The 19,045-nt window shown below is 59.7% G+C and carries 19 protein-coding genes; 6 read left to right on the top strand and 13 right to left on the bottom strand.

Annotated features, from left to right (window positions below; translation table 11 throughout):
• Positions 1-43: 43 nt before the first annotated feature.
• The 4 genes from aspS to BMZ46_RS01725 form a co-directional block, all read right to left on the bottom strand.
• Positions 44-1,819, bottom strand: coding sequence for an aspartate--tRNA ligase (aspS, locus tag BMZ46_RS01740; RefSeq protein ID WP_039766011.1), 1,776 nt, complete (start codon positions 1,817-1,819; stop codon positions 44-46).
• Positions 1,820-1,927: 108 nt separating this feature from the next.
• Positions 1,928-2,149: an FmdB family zinc ribbon protein gene (locus BMZ46_RS01735; RefSeq protein WP_007951210.1), complete on the bottom strand. Its 222-nt coding sequence runs from the start codon at positions 2,147-2,149 to the stop codon at positions 1,928-1,930.
• Between the two features lie 119 nt (positions 2,150-2,268).
• Positions 2,269-2,610 (bottom strand): ribbon-helix-helix domain-containing protein, encoded by a 342-nt coding sequence (locus tag BMZ46_RS01730; protein WP_074688349.1) that lies wholly within the window; start codon positions 2,608-2,610, stop codon positions 2,269-2,271.
• A 241-nt stretch (positions 2,611-2,851) separates the two neighbouring features.
• On the bottom strand, positions 2,852-3,322 hold the full coding sequence (locus tag BMZ46_RS01725) for a Dps family protein (RefSeq protein WP_039766007.1): 471 nt from the start codon (positions 3,320-3,322) through the stop codon (positions 2,852-2,854).
• 308 nt (positions 3,323-3,630) lie between these two features.
• Between BMZ46_RS01725 and BMZ46_RS29665 the strand changes: the two genes are divergently transcribed.
• Positions 3,631-4,233: a cold-shock protein gene (locus BMZ46_RS29665; RefSeq protein ID WP_039766005.1), complete on the top strand. Its 603-nt coding sequence runs from the start codon at positions 3,631-3,633 to the stop codon at positions 4,231-4,233.
• Between the two features lie 84 nt (positions 4,234-4,317).
• Here the strand turns inward: BMZ46_RS29665 and BMZ46_RS01715 are convergent, their stop codons facing one another.
• From BMZ46_RS01715 to BMZ46_RS28935, 3 genes are all read right to left on the bottom strand, one after another.
• The gene (locus tag BMZ46_RS01715; protein WP_039766003.1) at positions 4,318-4,524 is read right to left on the bottom strand and encodes a SlyX family protein; all 207 of its coding nucleotides are present in this window, start codon (positions 4,522-4,524) and stop codon (positions 4,318-4,320) included.
• A gap of 3 nt (positions 4,525-4,527) precedes the next feature.
• Positions 4,528-4,953 (bottom strand): HIT family protein, encoded by a 426-nt coding sequence (locus tag BMZ46_RS01710; RefSeq protein WP_039766001.1) that lies wholly within the window; start codon positions 4,951-4,953, stop codon positions 4,528-4,530.
• Between the two features lie 468 nt (positions 4,954-5,421).
• Positions 5,422-5,775: a hypothetical protein gene (locus BMZ46_RS28935; protein WP_134334327.1), complete on the bottom strand. Its 354-nt coding sequence runs from the start codon at positions 5,773-5,775 to the stop codon at positions 5,422-5,424.
• Between the two features lie 75 nt (positions 5,776-5,850).
• Between BMZ46_RS28935 and BMZ46_RS01705 the strand changes: the two genes are divergently transcribed.
• Positions 5,851-7,194, top strand: coding sequence for an OprD family porin (locus BMZ46_RS01705; protein ID WP_074688352.1), 1,344 nt, complete (start codon positions 5,851-5,853; stop codon positions 7,192-7,194).
• 123 nt (positions 7,195-7,317) lie between these two features.
• Here BMZ46_RS01705 and BMZ46_RS01700 read toward each other — a convergent pair whose 3' ends face one another.
• Positions 7,318-8,157: a mechanosensitive ion channel family protein gene (locus BMZ46_RS01700; protein WP_007951217.1), complete on the bottom strand. Its 840-nt coding sequence runs from the start codon at positions 8,155-8,157 to the stop codon at positions 7,318-7,320.
• Between the two features lie 137 nt (positions 8,158-8,294).
• Positions 8,295-8,780, bottom strand: a complete 486-nt coding sequence (locus BMZ46_RS01695) for a YajQ family cyclic di-GMP-binding protein (protein ID WP_011335651.1) — start codon at positions 8,778-8,780, stop codon at positions 8,295-8,297.
• A gap of 140 nt (positions 8,781-8,920) precedes the next feature.
• On the opposite strand from BMZ46_RS01695, the gene BMZ46_RS01690 reads away from it, so the two are divergent.
• The 3 genes from BMZ46_RS01690 to BMZ46_RS01680 are packed head-to-tail and all read left to right on the top strand — an operon-like array spanning position 8,921 to position 12,508.
• Positions 8,921-9,838: a putative 2-dehydropantoate 2-reductase gene (locus BMZ46_RS01690; protein ID WP_074688353.1), complete on the top strand. Its 918-nt coding sequence runs from the start codon at positions 8,921-8,923 to the stop codon at positions 9,836-9,838.
• A 45-nt stretch (positions 9,839-9,883) separates the two neighbouring features.
• Entirely contained in the window at positions 9,884-11,920 is a 2,037-nt protein-coding gene (locus tag BMZ46_RS01685) for a sensor histidine kinase (protein ID WP_039765991.1), read from the top strand.
• A 3-nt stretch (positions 11,921-11,923) separates the two neighbouring features.
• Complete coding sequence (locus BMZ46_RS01680) at positions 11,924-12,508, top strand: cob(I)yrinic acid a,c-diamide adenosyltransferase (protein ID WP_039765988.1); 585 nt, start codon at positions 11,924-11,926, stop codon at positions 12,506-12,508.
• A gap of 50 nt (positions 12,509-12,558) precedes the next feature.
• Here BMZ46_RS01680 and BMZ46_RS01675 read toward each other — a convergent pair whose 3' ends face one another.
• From BMZ46_RS01675 to secA, 4 genes are all read right to left on the bottom strand, one after another.
• Entirely contained in the window at positions 12,559-13,506 is a 948-nt protein-coding gene (locus tag BMZ46_RS01675) for a Nudix family hydrolase (RefSeq protein WP_074688355.1), read from the bottom strand.
• Positions 13,503-14,135, bottom strand: a complete 633-nt coding sequence (locus BMZ46_RS01670) for a glutathione S-transferase family protein (protein ID WP_039765983.1) — start codon at positions 14,133-14,135, stop codon at positions 13,503-13,505. Before BMZ46_RS01670 ends, BMZ46_RS01675 begins: the two co-directional genes overlap by 4 nt.
• Positions 14,136-14,197: 62 nt before the next feature.
• On the bottom strand, positions 14,198-15,415 hold the full coding sequence (gene argJ, locus BMZ46_RS01665; protein ID WP_074688357.1) for a bifunctional glutamate N-acetyltransferase/amino-acid acetyltransferase ArgJ: 1,218 nt from the start codon (positions 15,413-15,415) through the stop codon (positions 14,198-14,200).
• 122 nt (positions 15,416-15,537) lie between these two features.
• Positions 15,538-18,276: a preprotein translocase subunit SecA gene (gene secA / locus BMZ46_RS01660; RefSeq protein ID WP_039765979.1), complete on the bottom strand. Its 2,739-nt coding sequence runs from the start codon at positions 18,274-18,276 to the stop codon at positions 15,538-15,540.
• 307 nt (positions 18,277-18,583) lie between these two features.
• On the opposite strand from secA, the gene BMZ46_RS01655 reads away from it, so the two are divergent.
• A complete protein-coding gene (locus BMZ46_RS01655) occupies positions 18,584-19,039 on the top strand; it encodes a DUF721 domain-containing protein (RefSeq protein ID WP_074688359.1) in 456 nt (151 codons plus the stop codon).
• The last annotated feature ends 6 nt before the right edge of the window (positions 19,040-19,045 follow it).

Below are 19,045 nucleotides of genomic sequence, written 5' to 3'. Positions count from 1 at the left end.
GAAAGAAAAAAGGCGCATCCGAAGATGCGCCTTCAGGCCCGTCTTACTCGGCCTTTGGCGTTTCGCGCAAACGGATGTGCAATTCGCGCAATGCCTTCGCATCCACGACACCCGGCGCCTGCGTCATCACGTCGGCAGCACTCTGGGTTTTCGGGAAGGCAATCACTTCACGGATCGACTGGGCGCCGGTCATCAGCATCACCAGACGGTCCAGACCGAAGGCCAGACCACCGTGCGGCGGCGCGCCGTATTTCAGGGCGTCGAGCAGGAAGCCGAACTTCTCTTCCTGTTCCGCTTCGTTGATGCCCAGCAGACGGAATACCGCCTGTTGCATCTCCTTGCGGTGGATACGGATCGAACCGCCACCCAGCTCGGTGCCGTTCAGCACCATGTCGTAGGCACGGGACAGAGCGCCGGCCGGGTTGGCTTCCAGCTCTTCCGGCGAGCACTTCGGTGCGGTGAACGGGTGGTGCAGAGCGGAGAAGCTGCCGTCGTCGTTCTCTTCGAACATCGGGAAGTCGACGACCCACATCGGCGCCCATTCGCAGGTCAGCAGCTTCAGGTCGTGACCGAGCTTGATACGCAGCGCGCCCAGGGCTTCACTGACGATCTTGGCCTTGTCGGCGCCGAAGAACACGATGTCGCCGTCGACTGCGCCAACGCGATCGAGGATCACGTTCAGGTTGGCTTCCGGGATGTTTTTCACGATCGGCGATTGCAGACCGTCAACACCGGCCGCACGCTCGTTGACCTTGATGTACGCCAGACCCTTGGCACCGTAGATGCCGACGAACTTGGTGTAGTCGTCGATCTGCTTGCGCGGCATGCTCGCCCCGCCTGGAACGCGCAGTGCGGCGATACGGCATTTCGGATCGTTGGCAGGGCCGCTGAAGACCTTGAAGTCCACTTCTTTCAGCTGATCGGCCACGTCGACCAGCTCCAGCGGGTTACGCAGGTCCGGCTTGTCGGAACCGTAACGGCGCATGGCTTCTTCGAACGTCATGTGCGGGAATTCGCCGAATTCCAGATCCAGCACTTCCTTGAACAGGTTGCGGATCATGCCTTCGGTCAGGCCCATGATGTCTTTTTCGTCGAGGAAGCTGGTCTCGATGTCGATCTGAGTGAACTCAGGCTGACGGTCGGCACGCAGGTCTTCGTCGCGGAAGCACTTGGCGATCTGGTAGTAGCGGTCGAAGCCGGCGACCATCAGCAGTTGCTTGAACAGCTGTGGCGATTGCGGCAACGCGAAGAACGAACCGGCGTGGGTACGGCTCGGTACGAGGTAGTCGCGCGCGCCTTCCGGCGTGGCACGGGTAAGGATCGGCGTTTCGACGTCGAGGAAGCCGTTTTCGTCGAGGTAGCGACGGATGCTGGTGGTCATGCGCGAACGCAGACGCAGCTTCTCGGCCATTTCCGGACGACGCAGGTCCAGGAAGCGATAGCGCAGGCGGGTTTCTTCGCCGACGTCGGAGTATTCGTTCAGCGGGAACGGCGGGGTTTCCGCTTCGTTCAACACTTCCAGCTCGTAGCCCAGGACTTCGATCATGCCCGACGCCATGTTGGCGTTGGTGGCACCGGCCGGACGCAGACGCACCTTGCCGGTGATCTTCACCACGTATTCGCTGCGCACGCGATCGGCGGCGGCGAAGCTCTCGGCGCGATCCGGATCGAACACTACCTGAGCCAGACCGTCACGATCACGGATATCGAGGAAAATCACCCCGCCGTGGTCGCGACGACGGTGAACCCATCCGCAAAGGGTAATTTCCTGGCCTTCCAGGCTTTCGTTCAGTTGGCCGCAATAATGGCTGCGCATCATGGTAGTGGTTCGCTTCTCGTAATTCGAAATTCGGTGGAGATCCCGCTGCACTCAAGCACTGTGCAACCTGTGGAAACTCGCGCGTGTCGTTCGACCTGGGCTTGAACCCTAGTCAGATTTGTCGCCACCGGCCAGATTCTTCTTCGCGCCGGTCTTGAAATCGGTTTCGTACCAGCCGCTGCCGCTGAGGCGAAAGCCCGGCATCGACAGCTGCTTCTTGAGTTCCGGTGCCTGACAGGCAGGACAATCGACCAGTGGTGCGTCGCTGATCTTTTGAATGGCTTCCAACTGATGACCACAGGAAGCACATTGGTAATCGTACATCGGCATGGGGTTGTCTCGGCAATCAGATTGCCAGCACGCGCAGGGCTGTGCGGCGAAAGGGCGGGATTATAGCCATTAAATGCGGCCTGTGCAGCCGGAAGACTGCACAGGCCGTCTCGTCAGTGTCATCCCGCGCCATGCACCCCCGGAGAATCCCGCAGGCCATGCATCACACACACAACCCGCACCAGACCGCTGAAGTTTTTCACCCCGCCATGACGCAGGTGCACTTCACGATCGACACGGGACAATAGCGTGCCGACCGAACAGCAATTGTCTTCGGCCATCCGGCCCAAAATATTCCAGTAAACCTGTTCCAGCCGCATACAGGTCGCGAACCCGTTCAAACGCACCGAGCGGGATAACGGCCGGATCAACGCCATGTCGAACCCGCCGAGCAAGGGCTCCGTGGCGCTCTCTCGCTGCGTACCGACTGCGATCTCTCTTCGCCTGCCTCCATCTTCCATATCGTTGACACTCCTTTGTCATTTCTGCGCCTGTTATCAAGGCAACATCCTGTGAACTCATTAAAAGCGCAGGTGCAAAGGCAGTTCCAGATGACTTTTTGACCATCCATGTAGGATAAGCCAACGCGACAAGGAGGATCATGGAGCGGTGGATCGTCCTCCCTGTTTCCTACAGAAGGGAAAGATATTTCCAGGAGAAAAGAGGAAAGCGCACGAACCGGGGTTCATGCGCTTCCTGTTATCAGGCTTCGAGCAATGCGCGCAGCATCCAGGCGGTTTTCTCGTGCACCTGCATGCGCTGGGTCAGCAGATCGGCGGTAGGTTCGTCACTGACCTTGTCCAGCAGAGGGAAAATGCCTCGTGCGGTTCGGGTGACGGCTTCCTGGCCTTCCACCAACTGCTTGATCATGTCTTCGGCACTTGGCACGCCGACTTCCTCTTTAATGGAAGACAGACGGGCGTAAGTCGCATAGGCACCCGGCGCGGGAAAACCCAGCGCGCGGATGCGCTCGGCAATCGAATCGACCGCCAGAGCCAGTTCGTTGTATTGCTCCTCGAACATCAGATGCAGGGTCCGGAACATCGGCCCGGTGACGTTCCAGTGGAAGTTGTGGGTCTTCAGATACAGCACGTAGGTGTCCGACAGCAGGCGCGAGAGCCCTTCGACGATGGATTTGCGGTCTTCTTCACTGATACCGATATCGATTGCCATGTTTACCCCCTAAAGGCGATTGAATTCATCCAACAGGTGCCGCTCCACTGTAGCAAGGCCACCCCAGCCCCGCAGCCCCCGCATGACCCCGATAGACGCGACAAATCGTCCGACGCCTGCCGCTGGCCGGCGTAATTTGAGTACCCGCAGGCTTTGCTGTTAAATAGGCAGTGTGTCGCTACGCCCCGTTTTCCGGGCCTGCGCATAGGCTGATGCCGGGTACGTGTCCAACGCCTCTTTATTGTTCCGAAGCGAACCGTGCGCCTTCAGCTCTTCCTTGTGAGCCGTCATAACGTGAGTCAATAAAAATGTTGAAAATCGTCCACCTGCTAATGGGCGCAGCAGCCTTGCTGCTGTCCTTCATACCTAGCCTGAAGTCCGAAGCGGTACCTTACCTGCAACAACCCGATGCACTTTACCTGGCCTTTTTCGGCCTGCTGAACCTGATCCTTGCGCCAGTCATCCCTTACTGGAACAAAGGTCCGCGCCAGCATCTGCAAAACCTGGTCAGCGCCTTGCTGGTCCTGACCGTCGTCCTGCAAACCCTGACCCTGATCGCGCCGATGCCTGTCATCGCCGGCCAGCCAGCCGTGCTGTTCAGCCTGGTGATCGCACTGGTCGCTGTGGTTTTGCACCTGGCCGTCAGCTTCTACAAATCCTCACCGACCGCCGCCACGCAAAGCTACGACATGAGCAACCGCGATACCGGCACCGTCAAGTGGTTCAACACCTCCAAGGGCTTCGGTTTTATCTCCCGGGATTCCGGCGATGATATTTTCGTGCACTTTCGCGCCATCCGTGGCGAAGGCCACCGCGTCCTGGTCGAAGGCCAGCGCGTGGAGTTCTCGGTGATGAACCGTGACAAGGGCCTGCAGGCCGAAGACGTGATCGCCGCCCTGCCGCGTCGCTGATTCACGCTTCCCGGCAATAAAAAAACCGCGTACAGCCTGGCTGTTCGCGGTTTTTTTATTCACGGGAGCATGCCCACAGACCTCTCAATAGTGCGGCGGTGGCGCGTCTTCTTCAAAAGACCCGATCTGGCCGACCATCTCTTCCTGACGCTTGAGTACAGCTGCCATCTGCAATTGCAGACGCTCAACCACCCGCTGCTGCTCCACCAGCACATCGTTCAATGCCTGAATGGTGTCATCCTGAAACGCCAGGCGACTTTCCAGCTCGGTAACACGTTGTTCGAGGCTCATCACTCAGCCCTCCAGAAAGGTGAAATCTTCGTCCAGCACCAGACGCAGGCGCTCGCGGATCGCAGCCACTTGCTCGGCACTGTAAGGCCTGGCGGGGTGCTTGCCCCAGACCGGCGCCGGCCAGGCGGCATCGTCCCGTTTACGCACGATCACATGCATATGCAGCTGGCTGACCACGTTGCCCAGAGTCGCGACATTCATCTTGTCGGCGTCGAAGGAATCCTTGAGCACCTCGGCCAGGGCCGTGGTTTCCTGCCACAAGCGCTGCTGGTCGGCGACATCCAACTGAAACAACTCGCTGATATCGTCGCGGCGAGGCACCAGGATGAACCACGGGTAGTTGGCGTCGTTGGACAACAGCAGTCGACAAAGCGGGAAATCGCCGATGGTCAGCGTGTCCTGTTGAAGTCGTGGATCTAAAGCAAACACTGCGCGCACTCCCGGCGAAATGACCTGTTTTCAGCTTAGCGCCCCGCTGTGAATGCGCTGCGCCAAGCGACTGGACGGCAGCATACCTGCGATTGACGTGCCCTTCACGGCGAATGCGCCACGGCAAGGAATCTTACGCGCCCTGCAAAGTGACATTTGTGGCACGAGCGCACCAGAACAGAACCAGCACTGTATTCGAACGCGGGAAATGACCGGTTCAGGAAGCAACGTTTACGCACCATCGACGGCTCAACTGTATGAATTCAGTACAGCCATTGAAATTTTTTGCACCAAAACCGCACAGCACGTCTACGCTCAGTGCGTCGGGCATCCGCCGAATACTCACTGACGGGGTGAACCGGTAACGTTTTTGGTTGTCGCGCTGCGACTTTCAGGGAGCAACACCATGCGAAGGATGGCGTCAAGCCTGTTTGAAAGGCCCTCGAAGCCCCCGGTTTTATGAGGTTTTTACAGCACCGGACGAGCACCTTGAAAAAAACCGGAACAATTCAGCGGTTTGTGCACGCTTGTTGCATTCATACCCATATGGACTATAAGCGCACCACAAGAAGTGGATGCCTTGAGCCCCATAAAAACAGTGGCAGGGTTGCCCGATGGAGATTCAAGCGTTTTGCCAAGGGACTCTTTTTTACCGATGCTCAAGCTCTGTAAAACAGCGCTGAAGTTGTCAGTCCCATTGCATTTGGACTGTAAATTTGCGACATCTACCAAGCCGTTTGCGACACGCTCGTAAAGAAGCTGAAAGGTTGGATTCGCAAGTATCGCCAACATGGTCGGCGTGATATAAGTTTGCGCCGACACAAAAAGAAAGAGCCGCCCAGATAATAAAACAGGTGGGACGGCAGTACTCTTCTAAAACCAAAGGAGCAAATCACGATGCGCGTGATGAAGTGGAGCATGATCGCACTGGCAGTTGCTGCAGCAGCCAGTACTCAAATGGCTACGGCCGCCCCGTTTGTAAGTGACCAGGCTGAAGCGAAAGGCTTCGTTGAAGACGCGAAAGCTGACTTGCTGATTCGCAACTATTACTTCAACCGCAATAACAAAGACGGCGGCAACGACCAGAAAGACTGGACTCAGGGTATCTGGGGCAACTTCAGCTCCGGTTACACTCAGGGCACCGTGGGTGTAGGCGTTGACGCTTTCGGTTACCTGGCAATCAAACTGGACGGCGGTGATGGCACCGGCGGTACCGGCAACATGAGCCGCGACGCTGACGGTCACGTCAACGACAGCCAGGGCAAAGCCGGCGCAGCCGTGAAATTCCGCGTATCGAAAACCGAGCTGAAAGTCGGCGACATGCAGCCAAGCACCGCTCCGGTATTCGCTGTAGGCGGCTCCCGTATCCTCCCGCAAACTGCCAGCGGTTTCCAACTGCAGAGCAGCGAAGTCAAAGATCTTGACCTCGAAGCCGGTCACTTCTACTCGTCGACCAGCCAGGATCGCAACTCCCGTGAAGGCGACCTGTGGGCCAACTATGCTGGCGTTACAGCCAACACCATCGACTACTTCGGCGGCAAGTACGGCATTACCGACAACCTGACCGCGTCCCTGTATGGCGCGAAGCTGGAAGACGTCTGGAATCAGTACTACGCGAACGTGAACCTCACCACCCCATTCGGTGGCGACACTTCGTTGAACACTGACTTCAACATCTACCGCACCACCGACACCGGTGACAAGGAAGCAGGCGACATCAGCAACACCACCTTCTCCCTGGCAACCGCACTCTCCTTCCTGAAGGCGCACACCATTACTCTGGCCTTCCAGAAAGTTAACGGTGACACGCCATTCGACTACGTCGGTGTGGGCAAGAACAACCGTGGCGGCGACTCGATCTTCCTCGCCAACTCCATCCAGTACTCTGACTTCAACGGTCCGAAAGAAAAATCCGCCCAGATCCGTTATGACCTGAAAATGGCCGAGTACGGCGTGCCTGGTCTGAGCTTCATGACCCGTTACGTTAAAGGCTGGGATATCGATGGTACCGGTCTGGCCGCCAACAGTGTTTACCGTAAATCCAACGGTGATCCACTCTACGGCGCTGATGGCAAACACAACGAAACCAACTTGGAAGTCAAGTACGTTGTTCAGTCCGGCCCGGCCAAAGATCTCTCCTTCCGCGTTCGTCAAGCATGGCATAACGCGAACGCTGACCAAGGCGAAGGCGACATCAAAGAGTTCCGTCTGATCGTCGACTACCCGCTGTCGCTTTTGTAATCGCACCGAGTTAGTTGCGGTAACAAAACAAAAAGGCCCATCTTCGGATGGGCCTTTTTTATTGCCTGTCACTTGTAATAGATGCCTGACCGATAAGTCAGGCAATTAATTAGCAACCTATCATTACACTGCCGATTCCTGAACCACACGAATCACTCGTTGTGGAAAAGGAATATCAATGCCGGCAGTTTTTAAACGATCACGGGACTGTTCGTTAAACATGAACATCACATCCCAGTAATCCGCAGTTTTAACCCATACCCGCAGGGAAACAGTGATCGAACTGTCACCCAGTGTCGAAATAACGGCCTGAGGTGCCGGATCCTGCAACACGCGATCATCCTTGGCCAGATCCAGCAGCACCTGACGGGCCTTTTGCAGATCGGCTTCGTAATCCACACCTACGTCGAACACAACCTTGCGGGTCGGCTGACGGTTGGTGTTGGTGATGATGCCGTTCGACAGGTTGCCGTTCGGGACGATGATGGTCTTGTTGTCGCCAGTGCGCAGCACGGTGTGGAAAATCTGGATGCTGTCGACGGTACCCGCCACACCCTGAGCTTCGATCCAGTCACCGATGCGGAACGGACGGAACAACAGAATCAGCACGCCGCCGGCGAAGTTCGCCAGGCTGCCCTGCAACGCCAGACCGATGGCCAGGCCGGCCGCACCGATTGCCGCGACGAACGAGGTAGTCTCGACGCCGATCATCGACGCCACGCTGACGATCAGCAGCACCTTGAGAATGATGTTGGCCAGGCTGCTGATGAAACCTTGCAGCGCCAGGTCGGCATTGCGCAGGGCCAGCAGGCCGCCGAGCTTTTGCGTGACCTTGTTGATCAGCCACCAGCCGATGGCCAGGGTGATCACCGCCAGCAGCACACGGCTGCCGTATTCCATGATCATCGGAATCCACGCCTGGGATGCCTTGACCAGGTTGTCCACCTCAGCATTCAAATCCATGTTTTATCTCCTGATTGCCGGCTTCCCGGGCTGTAAAAACCAGCGGCAGAAAGACCGAACCGAACAGGGCTCAATCGTTTCTGCCGTTGCTTGGGCCTCGGACGCATTAAACGCCGAGAGGTTCCCGACCGAAAAGCTTAGTCGCGGAAGTTGTTGAACTGCAGTGGCATGCCGAATTCCTTGGCACGCAGGGCCGCGATGGCTTCCTGCAGGTCGTCACGCTTCTTGCCGGTCACACGCACCTGCTCGCCCTGGATGGCGGCCTGCACCTTGAGCTTGGCTTCCTTGATGTGGCCGACGATTTTCTTCGCCAGTTCCTTGTCGATGCCTTCCTTGAGGACGGCGTCCTGCTTCATCAGCTTGCCCGAGGCGAAGGAGTCTTTGACTTCCAGGCACTGCACGTCGATCTTGCGCTTGACCAGGGCCAGCTTGAGAATCTCGATCATCGCTTCCAGCTGGAAATCGGCTTCAGCGGTCAGGTGGACGGTCAAGTCCTTTTCCTTGTATTCGAAGCTGCCCTTGCCTTTCAGGTCATAACGACGATCGAGTTCCTTCACGGCGTTCTCGACCGCGTTGGTGAGTTCGTGTTTGTCCAGTTCGGATACCACGTCGAACGACGGCATGTAAGTTCTCCAATAAAAAGGCGCGCTCGTACGGGACGCGGCGCGCTTGGCTTGCGGTTAAAATCGGGCTCATTATAACGGGTCTTTTCCCACCGACACGGCGAGCCTTGCATGCCTGTACCTTACCGAGTGAAAAACTGATGTCCACCCCCTGGCATGTCCTGGGCGCCGGAAGTCTCGGCACGCTCTGGGCCACACGCCTGGCCCGTGCCGGCCTGCCGGTTCGGTTGATCCTGCGCGACATTGACCGCTTGCACGACTATGCAACAGCAGGCGGCCTGACTCTCGTCGAACAAGGCGTGGCCAGCAGCTACGCCATCCCCGGCGAAACCCCGGACAGTCCCGGCCCCATCCGCCGCCTGCTGGTGGCCTGCAAGGCCTACGACGCCGAAGCGGCTGTGGCCGGACTTGCCCACCGTCTGGCAGCGGACGCCGAACTGATCCTTTTGCAGAACGGCCTCGGCAGCCAGGAAGCGGTCGCCGCGCGAGTCCCGCAAGCCCGCTGTATCAGCGCCTCCAGCACCGAAGGCGCTTTCCGCGACGGCGACTGGCGCGTGGTGTTCGCCGGCCATGGCTACACCTGGCTAGGGGACGCCGGTCATCCGGTAGCACCGATCTGGCTGGACGATCTCGAGGCGGCGAAAATCCCCCATGAATGGAGCGCCGACATCCTCACCCGTCTGTGGCGCAAGCTGGCACTCAACTGTGCAATCAATCCGCTGACGGTGCTGCACGACTGCCGCAATGGCGGCTTGCAGCAACATCACTGCGAAGTCGCCACCCTGTGCGGCGAACTGACCGAACTGCTCGAACGCTGCGGGCAACCGGCCGCGGCGGACAATCTGCAACAGGAAGTCGAACGGGTGATCCAGGCCACGGCGGCGAATTTCTCGTCCATGTATCAGGACGTGGCCAGCAAGCGCCGCACCGAGATCAGCTATCTGCTTGGACATGCCTGCAAGGTTGCAGAACGTCATCAGTTAAACCTTCCGCATCTTAAGCAATTGCAGCAGCGCCTGAGCGCTCATCTGCACAGTCTCGGATTGCCCGTCGACTGAGCAGCGGCTACGCTGGCCACTTGTTCCTTTGCTGCGATAAACCTGATGCCATTGCGCCAGCGTCTTGAAAACCTGCCGGTCGGCCAGAAACTGCTGGCCGCCCTGCTGGTGCTGTTGACCACTGTGTTGCTGGTCGCCAACCTGACCTTTATCAGCGCCGCCTATTACATTTCCCAGGAAAGCATGGCGCCCCAGGCGTTGCAGACCATCGGCCGGCTGGTGTCGAACCCGAGCCTGGTGGCCGACGCCTTACAGTCGCCACAAAGCGCCGAACGTCTGCTCAAGGAACTCGACAGCTATTCCCCGCTGCGCGCCGCGGCTCTGTACGACGGCAAAGGCGAACGTCTGGCGCAGTTGCAGCATGGCGACAAACTCAACCTGCCGGAACGCTACCGGCACATCGAAGCCTGGCAACTGACCGAGTTTCGCAGCAACCAACTCATCACCCTGCCCCGCCCCGGCACTGCGCCAGGCCATCTGTTACTGGTGGCCAGCAGCGAGCTGCCGGTGGCGTTCTACACCGGCACCCTCACGGCCAGTCTGGGGATCCTGATTTTCAGTGTGCTGCTGTGGCTGGTCATCGCCCGGCAGATCAAGCGCCTGATCACCCGGCCGATCCATCAGCTCGAAGAACTGTCCCGCCAGGTCACCCGCGAAGAGAACTACGCCTTGCGCGCCTCCCGGGGTAACCATGACGAAATCGGCAGTCTGGCGGAAGCGTTCAACACCATGCTCTCGCGCATCGAGGCCCGGGAGCAGCAACTCAAGCGCGCCCGCGACGACTCCCAGGCGGCCTACGATCAGGCCCAGGGTCTGGCTGAAGAAACCCGCCACACCAACCGCAAGCTGGAACTGGAAGTCCAGGTGCGCAGCAAGATCGAGAAAAAACTCACCGGGTTCCAGAACTACCTCAACAGCATCATCGACTCCATGCCCTCGGCGCTGATCGCCCTCGACGAACAGCTCTATGTCACCCAATGGAACCAGGAGGCCAGCGCGCTTTCCGGCACACGACTGGACGAAGCGCTGAACCAGCCAATCTTCCTCGCCTTCGAGCCGCTCAAGCCGTTCCTGCCGCAACTCAAGCAGACCGTAGAGCAACACACGGTGGCGAAAATCGAACGGGTGACGTGGTTCAAGGACGACGAGCCCAAGCACTATGCCCTCACCTTTTACCCGCTGATGGGCGGCGCCGGGCGCGGCGTGGTAATCCGGATCGACGACATCACTCAGCGCCTGTCGCTGGAGGAAATGATGGTGCAGTCGGAGAAAATGCTGTCGGTCGGTGGCCTCGCCGCCGGCATGGCCCACGAGATCAACAACCCGCTGGGGGCGATCCTGCACAACGTGCAGAACATCCGCCGACGCCTGTCGCCAGACCTGCCGAAGAACCTCGAGCAGGCCGAGCAACTGGGCATCGAACTCGATACCGTGAACCGTTACCTGCAAGGTCGGGAAGTCCCGCAACTGCTCGACGGCATCCAGCAGGCCGGTGCCCGGGCGGCGAAAATTGTCACGCACATGCTCAGTTTCAGCCGTCGCAGCAACCGCCAGATGGCGCCGTGCGACTTGCCGGCCCTGATCGATCAAGCCGTGGAGATCGCCGGCAACGACTTCGACCTGGCCATCGGCTTCGACTTCAAGGGGCAGGCGATCATTCGCCAGTTCGACCCGGCGCTGGGCCCGGTGCCCGGCACTGCCAACGAACTCGAACAGGTGCTGCTGAACCTGCTGAAAAACGCCGCGCAGGCGATCCACCAGCGCGAAGATGACAGCGAGCCAGGGCGAATCACCCTGCGCACCCGGCTCAATCCGCCATGGGCCGAGATTCAGGTCGAGGACAACGGCATCGGCATGAGCGAGAACGTACGCAAGCGCACCTTCGAGCCGTTCTTCACCACCAAGGAAATCGGCCAGGGCACGGGCCTCGGGCTGTCGGTGTCGTACTTCATCATCACCAACAACCACAAAGGCCAGATGGAAGTACAGTCGGCGCCGGGGCAAGGCACCTGCTTCACCCTGCGTCTGCCGCTGGCGCAACCGGCGCCCATCGCCGCCGAAACCAATCAACTACCGAGGTAAACCATGGGCTTTCGCTTGTCGAAGATCTACACCCGCACCGGCGACAAGGGCGAAACCGGACTCGGCGACGGCCGCCGGGTGCCCAAGGATCACCCGCGCATCGAGGCCATTGGCGAGGTCGATACGCTGAACAGTCAGGTCGGTGTGCTACTGGCCGGGTTGATCGCCGAGCGCGAAACCTGCCCCGGACTGAATGAACTGATCGACGTGTTGGCGCCCTGCCAGCATCGGTTGTTCGACTTAGGCGGTGAACTGGCGATGCCGGAATATCAGGCGCTGAACACGGCGGAAATCGAACGGCTGGAAGCCGCCATTGATGTATGGAACGAGGAATTGGGGCCGCTGGAGAATTTCATTCTGCCGGGCGGTTCGATGCTGATTGCCCAGGCCCATGTCTGTCGCAGCCTGGCGCGCAGTGCCGAACGGCGTTGCCAGCATTTGAATGCGATCGAACCGTTGGCCGGAGTTGGTCTGGCGTACATCAATCGCTTGTCGGATCTGTTGTTTGTGGCGGCCAGGCTGATCGCCCGGCGCCAGGGTATTGCCGAGATTCTGTGGCAACCGGCGGCGAAACCCACAGAGGTGTAGCGCCTCTAAGTCAGTCATCGCTGGCAAGCCAGCGATGAGGCCTGAGCCTCTTATAGAGCCTCAGGCCAGAACGCCCGAATCCCCGCCACACCCTGAGCTCCGGCATCCCATGCTTTTTCGCGTTCAGCCGGACCGACTCCGCCCAGCAGAAATACCGGCTTGCTGAAACCTTCGATCAGCGTCGATGCCTGCTCCCAGCCCAACGGCTGCGCATCCGGGTGAGTCAGGGTCGGCTGCACCGGCGACAGGGTGACGAAATCCACGCCCATCTGCTCGGCCAGTGCCAGTTCTTCAGCGTTATGGCAGGAAGCCGCCAACCAGCGATCTGCCGGCAGCGGACGCCCCGCTGCCGCGTACTTGCGCAACTGCGCCGAGGTGATGTGCCAGCCAGCGGCCGGGAAATCGCCCAGCCATTCGAACGGGCCCTTGATCATCAACTGCGCCTTGCCGGCGCACAGGCCGACCGCGTCTACCGCGAGGTCGCGGTACTTCGGGTCATAACCATTGGGCGCGCGCAGCTGGATCAGCTTGATGCCACCGGCGATTGCCTTCTGGATGCCGCGCAGCAAGGCCGGGGTTTCCAGATCTTCCGGGGTGATCAGGTATTCGGCAGGCAAACGCGCCGCCGCGACGATCGGCTGGTTGGCTGCCGGGAATTCGTAATCCGTCAGCTCCTTGGCCGAAACCCAGGCCAATGGCTGGCCTTCGGCGCCATGGGGTTCGCCAGTGAAGCTCGAGACCTCCCAGACATCCAGCAACACCTGCTTGTCCGGGTAATCATGACGCACCTTGATCAGCGGCCGGGCGGCACCGACGACGATGCCCAACTCTTCGTGCAGCTCCCGAGCCAGCGCGGTTTGCACCGACTCGTCGGCTTCGACCTTGCCACCGGGAAATTCCCAGAGGCCGCCCTGATGCTGGGTATCGGCACGCCGGGCGATCAGAATCTTGCCGCTGTCGTCACGAATGACGGCGGCGGCGACGTGTACACGTTTCACGACTGCAATTCCTCCAGTCCGGCCTTTTGCCAGGCCTTGAAGGCTGGCCATTGGTAGACGGTTTCAACATAGGCTTGATCGTCGGCCGGCAGCTTCACCTGATAGGTGCGCAGACGCACGGCAATCGGGGCGAAGAATGCATCGGCCAGCGACACCCGACCAAACAGGTAAGGGCCAGGCTCGGTCGCGGCAGCACGGCATTCGGCCCACAGCGCGAGCATGCGTTCGATGTCGACCTTCACTTCCGGCGGCACCGGGTTGAGCGGCGCGTCATGGCTCAGATTGAACGGCATGTGATTGCGCATGGCGAAAAAGCCGCTGTGCATCTGCGCGCAGGCGGATCGCGCCTGGGCTCGGGCGAAGATATCGGTCGGCCAGAGTTGCTCGGAAGGAAACTGTTCGGCCAGGTATTCGGCAATCGCCAGCGAATCGGCAATGGTGCCGCGGGCGGTTTTCAGCAGCGGCACCTTGGCGGTCGGCGAATGGGTAAGCAACCGCTCGCGGGTGTCGGGCTTGCCGAGTTTGACCAGTTCTTCGGTGTAGGGCGCGCCGGTCAGTTCAAGCGCCAGCGCCGCGCGCAGGGACCAGGAGGAAAGCAGTTTGTCGCCGATGATCAGGTGAAGGCTCATGTTCGGGTCCTTTCATGGGACAGAAGAAAAGGAGGTCCGCAGACCTCCTTCTTCGGCAGGGATCAGGTGCGGTATTCGGCGTTGATCTTCACGTACTCGTGGGACAGGTCGGTGGTCCAGATGGTTTCGCTGCAATCGCCGCGACCCAGTTCGATACGGATGGTGATTTCTTCCTGTTGCATCACCGCCGAGCCCTGGGCTTCGGTGTAGGTCGCGGCGCGGGCGCCACGGCGGGCGATGCACACTTCGCCGAGGAATACGTCGATCTTGCTCACGTCCAGACCCGGCACGCCGGCACGACCAACGGCAGCGAGGATTCGGCCCCAGTTCGGGTCGGACGCAAACAGTGCCGTCTTGATCAGCGGCGAGTGGGCCACGGTGTAGCCGACGTCCAGGCATTCCTGGTGATTGCCGCCGCCGTTGACTTCAACGGTCACGAACTTGGTCGCGCCTTCGCCGTCACGCACGATGGCCTGGGCCACGTCCATGCACACCTCGAACACGGCTTGTTTCAGCTTGGTGAACAGCTCGCCTTCGGCACGGGTGATTTCCGGCAGCGCAGCCTTGCCGGTGGCGATCAGCATGCAGCAATCGTTGGTCGAGGTGTCGCCGTCGATGGTGATGCGGTTGAACGACTTGTTGGCGCCGTCCAGGATCAGGTTGTGCAGCACGTCGCGGGAGACTTTGGCGTCGGTGGCGATGTAACCGAGCATGGTCGCCATGTTCGGACGGATCATGCCCGCGCCCTTGCTGATGCCGGTGACGGTGATGGTCACGCCGTCATGCTGGAACTGGCGGCTGGCGCCTTTCGGCAGCGTGTCGGTGGTCATGATCCCGGTGGCGGCGGCTTCCCAGTTGTTTTCCGACAGGTCGTCCAGCGCGGCCTGCAGGGCGCCTTCGATCTTCTCGACCGGCAGCGGCTCGCCGATCACGCCAGTGGAATACGGCAGGATCTGGCTGGCATCCACGCCGGTCAGTTCAGCCAGTTTGGCGGTGGTGCGCTCGGCGGCAGCCAGGCCCGGTTCGCCGGTGCCGGCGTTGGCATTGCCGGTGTTGGTCAACAGGTAGCGCACAGCGTTCTGCACGCGTTTCTTGGCCAGGATCACCGGCGCTGCACAGAAAGCGTTCAACGTAAACACGCCCGCCACGGTGGAACCTTCGGCGCAACGCATCACGACGACATCCTTGCGCCCCGGGCGCTTGATGCCGGCCGAAGCGATACCGAGTTCAAAACCGGCAACCGGGTGCAACGTTGGCAAAGGACCAAGACCAACAGCCATGAATGCGCTCCTTACTCAATGATGTCAGCACCGCCAAGCGTAGTGACGGTGGTGTAAATGGCAAAACGCCGCGACGGCTGGTGCCGGTCGCGGCGCGGGTATTTCAGCGATTGAAACGGGTTTTACTGGATCTGCCCGTGGCAGTGCTTGAATTTCTTGCCCGAACCGCAGTAGCACAGTTCGTTGCGGCCCAGCTTCTGCTCGTTGCGCACCGGGGCGGTGGCAAGGGCCACGTCGACCTCTTCACCGACCAGTGCTTCCGGTTGATCCAGACCTGGCGCTTCAGCATGTTCGAACTGCATGCGGGCGGCCAGTGCTTCGGCTTCCTGACGCAGGCGTTGCTCTTCCTCGGCCGGATCTTCGCGGCGAACCTGAACGTGCGACAGCACACGGATCGAGTCGCGCTTGATCGAATCCAGCAGCTCGGAGAACAGCGTGAAGGACTCGCGCTTGTATTCCTGTTTCGGGTTTTTCTGCGCATAACCACGCAGGTGGATGCCGTGACGCAGGTGATCCATGGTCGACAGGTGGTCTTTCCACAGGTCGTCCAGAACGCGCAGCACGATCTGCTTCTCGAACGAGCGCAGGGCCTCGGCGCCAGCCTGGTCTTCTTTTTCGTTGTACGCGGCGATCAGCTCGTTCATCAGCTTTTCGCGCAGGGTTTCTTCGTACAGGTGATCGTCTTCGTCGAGCCATTGCTGGATCGGCAGCTTCACGCCGAAGTCGCTGGCGATCGACGCTTCCAGACCGGCCACGTCCCACTGCTCTGGCAGCGATTGTGGTGGAATGTGCGCGCTGACGGTGGCGTTCAGCACGTCCTGGCGGAAGTCAGCGATGGTTTCGCCGATGTTGTCCGCAGCCAGCAACGTGTTACGCATGTGATAGATCACTTTACGCTGTTCGTTGTTGACGTCGTCGAACTCGAGCAGCTGCTTGCGAATGTCGAAGTTGCGGCCTTCAACCTTGCGCTGCGCTTTCTCGATGGCGTTGGTCACCATGCGGTGTTCGATGGCTTCGCCAGGCTGCATGCCCAGGGCTTTCATGAAGTTCTTCACCCGGTCGGAGGCGAAGATGCGCATCAGGCTGTCTTCCAGCGACAGGTAGAAGCGACTGGAACCGGCGTCGCCCTGACGGCCGGCACGGCCACGCAGCTGGTTGTCGATACGACGGGATTCGTGACGCTCGGACGCGATCACCTGCAGACCGCCGGACTCCAGCACTTGCTGGTGACGCTTCTGCCAGTCGGCCTTGATCTGGGCGATCTGTTCAGGGGTCGGGTTTTCCAGCGACGCGACTTCAACTTCCCAGTTGCCGCCCAACAGGATGTCGGTACCACGACCGGCCATGTTGGTAGCGATGGTCAGTGCGCCCGGACGACCGGCCTGCGCGATGATTTCAGCTTCTTTTTCGTGGAACTTGGCGTTCAGAACCTTGTGTTCGATGCCTTCCTTCTCGAGCAATGCGGACATGTGCTCGGAGGTTTCGATAGTCGCAGTACCCACCAGCACCGGACGGCCGGCGGCCATGCTTTCCTTGATGTCATTGACGATCGCCGCGTATTTCTCTTCGGCGGTCAGGAACACCAGGTCGTTGTAGTCCTTACGGGCCAACGGCTTGTTGGTCGGGATCACGATGACCTGCAGGCCATAGATCTGATGGAATTCGAACGCTTCGGTGTCGGCGGTACCGGTCATGCCGGACAGCTTTTCGTAGAGGCGGAAGTAGTTCTGGAATGTGGTCGATGCCAGGGTCTGGCTCTCGGCCTGGATGTTCAGGTTTTCCTTGGCCTCGATGGCCTGGTGCAGGCCTTCGGACAGACGACGACCGGGCATGGTACGACCGGTATGTTCGTCGACCAGCACGACCTGACCGTCCTGCACGATGTATTCGACGTTGCGATGGAACAGCTTGTGCGCACGCAGACCGGCATAGACGTGAGTCAGCAGGCTCAGGTTGTGCGCCGAATACAGGCTCTCGCCCTCGGCCAGCAGACCAATGCTGGTCAGTTGGTCTTCGATGAACTGGTGACCGGCTTCGTTGAGTTCGACCTGACGGGTCTTCTCGTCAACGGTGTAGTGGCCTTCCTGGGTGACTTCGCCTTCGACTTCTTCGACGTGCAGCTTGAGTTTCGGGATCAGCTTGTTGATCTCGATGTACAGCTTGGAGCTGTCCTCGGCCTGACCGGAAATGATCAGCGGAGTACGCGCTTCGTCGATGAGGATGGAGTCGACTTCGTCGATCACGGCAAAGTTGAGTTCGCGCTGGAATTTCTCTTCCATGCTGAACGCCATGTTGTCGCGCAGGTAGTCGAACCCGAATTCGTTGTTGGTGCCGTAGGTGATGTCGGCAGCGTAGGCGGCGCGCTTCTCTTCCGGCGGCTGGAACGGCGTCACGATACCGACGCTCAGACCGAGGAATTCATACAGCGGACGCATCCAGTTGGCGTCGCGGCGGGCCAGATAATCGTTCACGGTCACAACGTGCACGCCCTTGCCGGACAGCGCGTTGAGGTAAACGCCCAGGGTACCCACCAGGGTCTTGCCTTCACCGGTGCGCATTTCGGCAATCTTGCCTTCGTGCAGGGTCATGCCGCCGATCAGTTGGACGTCGAAGTGGCGCATGCCCATGACACGCTTGCCGGCTTCGCGGGCGACCGCAAAGGCTTCCGGCAACAGCTTGTCGAGGGTCTCCCCCTTGGCAATGCGGTCCTTGAACTCTGCGGTCTTGGCGCGCAGTTGATCGTCCGAGAGGGCGACCATCTTCTCTTCGAAGGCATTGACGAGCTGCACCGTCTTGAGCATGCGTTTGACTTCACGCTCGTTCTTGCTTCCAAAAAGTTTCTTTAACAAAGGCGCAAACATATCGGCAGGATCTTCCACACTAAAGGGATGGAGGGCGGCCCCGTGAGTCGCCCGTGCAGCCCTCATGGCCGCATGCGAACGAGCATTCTACCCGGAAACGGTGGTGAGGAAAGTGGGGATATTCCACGATGCTGGCACTGCGCTTTGACGGGGCTCACTTAAAATAGGGGCGTTTTGCTCAACTTCAAGCCGTACAGGGAAGAAGTTAGTCGTTGATTTAATGGGCAAAGCAGGGACAAAAGCAATGGGCGAGTGAAATGGGTGCCATCTGCTACCATGGCGCCTCTGTCACTTCAGGTTCTAGATCATGGCATTTCGCCCTCTCACAGCCAGAGCGCCCGCCGTTCTGCTACGCGAAGCCAGGCCGTTGAAAGCCATCCTCGGTCATGCCCAGCGTCTGGCCCATCTGCAACGTCTGCTCGAAAGCCAGCTGCAACCTGCCGCCCGCGCGCACTGCCACGTGGCCAAGTGGCGTGAAGGCGAGCTGCTGCTGATCGTCACCGACGGCCATTGGGCCACACGTCTGCGCTATCAGCAGAAACGCCTGCAACGGCAACTGCAGATGTTCGATGAGTTCGCCAATCTGACGCGGATCAGGTTCGCCGTGCGCCCACCGACCCTCCAGCGCGAGGCGAACGGGCCGACGATCGACCTGTCGACGGATGCGGCGGCGACCATCCAGGCCACCGCCGACGGGATCAGCGATCCGAATCTGCGAGCGGCACTGGAACGACTGGCCGCCCACGCCAAACCCAAATCCTGAGCCTTG

Origin of the sequence: Pseudomonas sp. NFIX49 (assembly GCF_900115915.1) — a bacterium.
Taxonomy (GTDB): Bacteria; Pseudomonadota; Gammaproteobacteria; order Pseudomonadales; family Pseudomonadaceae; genus Aquipseudomonas; species Aquipseudomonas pharyngis.
This window is presented reverse-complemented; position numbering and strand designations above follow the sequence as displayed.